Source organism: Microbacterium sp. Bi128 (assembly GCF_918698205.1).
The window spans coordinates 1-4,461 of sequence record NZ_CAKKMM010000351.1 but is presented as its reverse complement, the minus strand read 5'-3'; the positions used below and the strand labels follow the sequence as shown (position 1 = coordinate 4,461).

Sequence of the window (4,461 nt, the reverse complement as noted above, 5' to 3'; positions counted from 1 at the left end):
CGCCGAGACCGCCCCGACCGCGACGGTCAGGGCCTCGTCGAGGGGGTCGGCGCTACTTCTTGAGGGCGCGGATGACACGGCTGAGGGCGCGACCGGCGACCCACACGAACGGGATCCCGACAGCGAGGAGCGACACCAGGTTCGGGTCGAAGCGCAGGTCGTCGCCGCGACGGATGTAGGCACCCAGCGGCAGCGTGTAGCCGCCGCCCCCGCCGCCGCCGTTGCCCTGCTCGTCGGAGCCCCCGCCGAAACCGGCCCAGGTCAGTGCGACGGGGACGATGCGCACGCCGTCGACGTCCTGCTGCTCTCCGTAGGCGGACGTGACGCCGAAGCTGGTGGCCTGCTTGCCGAGTTCCAATGCGATGTTGGGCATGTCCCCACCGTACCGGCCACCACCGACGAGGCCCAGGGGCGTTGCGTCCGGGACGCCGCCGTGTCAGTGCTCGTACGAGGGCCGCGGATTCGTCGGCAGCGCTCCCCCACCGCGGGCGGGGCCGAGGAGCGAACCGCGCGTCACGGCGCCGCGGCCGAACCGCGCGGCGGCGCCGTCGAGCGCGCCCTCGACGCGGCGCCATTCGGCGTCGTCGTCCCACAGTGTCGCCGCCATCGCCGTGGGCCGCAGCTTCTCGCCGCGCACCCCGACGAGTCGAACCGCCTGACGACGATCGATCCCGTCGAACAGTTCGATGGCCGCGTCGCCGATCCGCTGGCCGACCGACGTCGGTTCCGTCAGCGTGCGGGAGCGGCTGAGGGTCGTGAAGTCGCTGAAGCGGACCTTGATCGAGATCGTGGAGGCCTCGAACTGCTGGCTGCGCAGCCGCGCGCCCACGCGGTCGGCGAGGCGCCGCATCTCGACGTGCAGCGTGGCGGTGTCGGAGATGTCGGTGTGAAACGTCTCTTCGTGGCCGACGCTCTTCTCGACCCGCCCGGTGTGCACCTCACGGGCGTCGATGCCGCGCGCGAGGTGCCAGATGCGTTCGCCCATCGCCGAACCGAGCACCTTCTCGAGCGCTGGGCGGGGCGTGTCGAGCACATCGGCGATGAGACGGATACCACGGGACTCGAGGGCCTCGGCCGCCTTCGGCCCGACGCCCCACAGCGCACGCACGGAGCGTGGACGCAAGAATGCCTCGGTGTCGCCCTCGGCCACGACCAGCAGCCCGTCGGGCTTGGAGATCGTCGAGGCCATCTTCGCGACGTGTTTGGTCGCGGCCACGCCGATGCTGCACGTCAGGCCCGTCCGTTCCTTCACGCGCGCGCGCAGATCGCGCGCGATGGTGCCGGGGCTGCCCCACAGCCGTCGTGCTCCTCGGACGTCAAGGAACGCCTCGTCGATCGACAGGGGCTCCACCAGGGGCGTGATCTCGTCGAAGATCGCCATGACCTGACGGGACATCTCGGTGTAGCGCGAGTAGGGCGGATTGACCACGATCGCCGTCGGACACATCCGCAGCGCGATCGCGACGGGCATCGCCGACTTCACCCCGTAGCGGCGCGCCTCGTACGACGCGCTCGAGACGACACCCCGCCCTTCGGATCCGCCGATGATGAGCGGCTTACCCGCGAGGGACGGGTCGTCGAGCACCGCCACCGAGGCGAAGAACGCGTCCATGTCGACGTGGAGGATGCCGGTGCCCGTGTCGTCGGCACCGGGCGGCGAGACGATGCGTCCCGTTCCGTCTCCGCGTCCCATGGCATCCATTCTCCCCCGGGCCTCCGACATCGTGGGCCCGGGTACGGAAGCGCCACGGTGACGTGCGTGGCCTCAGCGATTCGCACAACCTCCGTCGACGGTCCCCGCACTCCACGGAGTTCGCGCGAATCACTGAGTTTGGGCGCGCGCCCTCGCCTCTCCTCACCCCGGCACGATGTCGAGAACCCGTTACGGCAGCTCGGGAACGACGGATGCCACGGCCCACCGGTGCTCGACCGGTGATGCCGTGGCATCCGGGGTGTCCTACTGCGCGGCGGCGCGCTCCAGCACGAGCTCGCGCACGCGCGCGGCGTCGGCCTGGCCCTTCATCGCCTTCATGACGGCGCCGATGACCGCACCGGCGGCCTGCACCTTGCCGTCGCGGATCTTCGCGAGCACGTCGGGTTGCGCGGCGAGGGCGTCGTCGATCGCGGCGATCAGCGCGCCGTCGTCGGAGACCACGGCGAGGCCGCGGGAATCGACGACCTCTTGCGGCGTCCCCTCGCCGGCGATGACGCCCTCGAGCACCTGGCGCGCGAGCTTGTCGGTGAGCGTTCCGGCATCGACCAGCTGCTGCAGCGCGGCGACGTTCTGCGGGCTGACGAGCTCTGCCGGCTCCCGCTCTTCGGCGTTCGCGATGCGGCTGATCTCGCTCAGCCACCACTTGCGGGCGGCGGCGGGCGTGGCGCCCGCGGCGACAGTGGCTTCGACCTCGTCGAGCAGGCCGGCGTTGACGACGCCCTGGAAGTCGATGTCGGCGAAGCCCCAGTCGGCCTTCAACCGGCGACGCCGTGCGGCCGGCGGCTCGGGGAGCGCGGCACGCAGCTCCTCGATCAGCTCAGGCGCCGGGACGACGGGGAGCAGATCGGGCTCCGGGAAGTAGCGGTAGTCGTCGGCATCCGACTTCGGGCGACCCGGCGACGTACGTCCCGTGTCTTCGTGCCAGTGCCGCGTCTCCTGCGTGATCGTGCCCCCGGCCGCGAGGATGGCCGCCTGGCGCTGGATCTCGTACCGCACGGCGCGCTCGACCGACCGCATCGAGTTGACGTTCTTCGTCTCGGTGCGCGTGCCGAGCTTCTCTTGCCCGCGGGGGCGCAGCGACACGTTCGCATCGCAGCGGAGGTTGCCGCGTTCCAGACGGGCCTCGGAGATGCCGAGACCCCGCACGATGTCGCGGATCGTCGCGACGTACGCCTTCGCCAACGCCGGAGCTGCGTGCTCGGCACCGAAGATCGGCTTCGTCACGATCTCGACCAGCGGCACACCCGCGCGGTTGTAGTCCACGAGCGAGTACTCCGCGCCCTGGATGCGGCCGGTGGCTCCACCCATGTGCGTGAGCTTGCCGGCATCCTCTTCCATGTGCGCGCGCTCGATCGGCACGGTGACGATGGTGCCGTCTTCGAGCTCGACCTCGACCGAGCCCTCGAACGCGATCGGCTCGTCGTACTGCGAGATCTGGTAGTTCTTGCCGAGGTCGGGGTAGAAGTAGTTCTTCCGCGCGAAACGGCTGGACGGCGCGATCGAGCAGCCGAGGGCGAGCCCCAGGCTGATCGACGAGCGGATCGCCTCGGCGTTGACGACCGGCAGCGCGCCCGGCAGACCCATGTCGACCGGGGCGACGAGCGTGTTGGGCGCGGCGGCGTGGTTCGCCTCGTTGGCGGGGTTGGGAGCGGCGGAGAACATCTTCGTCGCGGTGTTCAGTTCGACGTGGACCTCGAAGCCGAGCACGGGCTCGAACATCTCGAGCGCCTCGTCGAAGTCCATCAGCGCGTCTTTCGCCATCAGCGCGTCGCTCCGTTCGTGAGAGAAGGGGCTTTGTCGAGGAGCGGTCCGCCCCACCGGTCGACGAGCAGCGCCTCGAGCGCCGCGCCGACGCGGTACAGGCGGGCGTCCTCGCGAGCGGGCGCGAGGAACTGGATGCCGACCGGCAGACCGTCGTCCTCGGCCAGGCCGCTGGGGATCGAGATACCCGGGACGCCCGCGAGGTTCGCGGGGATCGTCGTGACGTCGTTGAGGTACATCTGCAGCGGATCGTCGATCTTCTCGCCGAGACGGAACGCGGTCGTCGGTGCCGACGGCGTCGCGATCACGTCGACCTCCGCGAAGGCGGCATCGAAGTCCTGCTGGATGAGCGTGCGCACCTTCTGTGCGCTGCCGTAGTACGCGTCGTAGTACCCGGCCGACAGCGCGTACGTGCCGAGGATGATGCGACGCTTGACCTCGGGGCCGAAGCCCGCGTCGCGCGTCGCGGCCATGACGTTCTCGACGGTGGGCGTGCCCTGCGGCGTGACGCGCAGGCCGAAACGCACCGAGTCGAACTTGGCGAGGTTGCTGGATGCCTCGGCCGGGAGGATCAGGTAGTACGCGGCGACGCCGTACTCGAAGTGCGGGGCGCTGATCTCGACGATCTCGGCCCCCTGGGCCTCCATCGCGGCGAGCGAGGCGCGGAACGAGTCGGAGACGCCCTTCTGGAAGCCGCGGTCGTCGAGTTCGCGGATGACGCCGACCTTGAGGCCCTTCAGCACCTCGCCGGTCGCACCCTCGCGGGCGGCGGCGGCGAAGGACGGCCACTCGTCGGCCAGCGACGTCGAGTCGTGCGGGTCGTGGCCGCCGATGACGTCGTGCAGCAGGCCGGCATCGAGCACGGTGCGCGTCACGGGTCCGACCTGATCGAGGCTGGATGCCAGGGCGATCGCGCCGTAGCGGCTGACGCCGCCGTAGGTCGGCTTCACGCCCACCGTGCCGGTCACGTGCGCGGGCTGGCGGAT

The 4,461-nt window shown here is 70.6% G+C and carries 4 protein-coding genes; all 4 read right to left on the bottom strand.

The annotated features are described in order from the left end of the window. Positions 1–52: 52 nt before the first annotated feature. Entirely contained in the window at positions 53–373 is a 321-nt protein-coding gene (locus LQV45_RS18785; RefSeq protein WP_076490301.1) for a hypothetical protein, read from the bottom strand. 63 nt (positions 374–436) lie between these two features. Further along, positions 437–1,693, bottom strand: a complete 1,257-nt coding sequence (gene dinB, locus LQV45_RS18780) for a DNA polymerase IV (protein ID WP_230008322.1) — start codon at positions 1,691–1,693, stop codon at positions 437–439. A gap of 264 nt (positions 1,694–1,957) precedes the next feature. After that, positions 1,958–3,475, bottom strand: a complete 1,518-nt coding sequence (gene gatB, locus LQV45_RS18775; RefSeq protein WP_230008321.1) for an Asp-tRNA(Asn)/Glu-tRNA(Gln) amidotransferase subunit GatB — start codon at positions 3,473–3,475, stop codon at positions 1,958–1,960. Further along, positions 3,475–4,461 (bottom strand): amidase family protein (locus LQV45_RS18770; protein ID WP_230008320.1); only part of this gene is annotated, 987 nt, incomplete at its 5' end. The genes LQV45_RS18770 and gatB, both read right to left, overlap by 1 nt.

Coding starts and splice junctions, on each gene's coding strand:
- LQV45_RS18785 (WP_076490301.1), bottom strand. CDS start 373: ATGCCCAACATCGCATTGGAACTCGGCAAGCAGGCCACCAGCTTCGGC.
- dinB (WP_230008322.1), bottom strand. CDS start 1,693: ATGGGACGCGGAGACGGAACGGGACGCATCGTCTCGCCGCCCGGTGCC.
- gatB (WP_230008321.1), bottom strand. CDS start 3,475: ATGGCGAAAGACGCGCTGATGGACTTCGACGAGGCGCTCGAGATGTTC.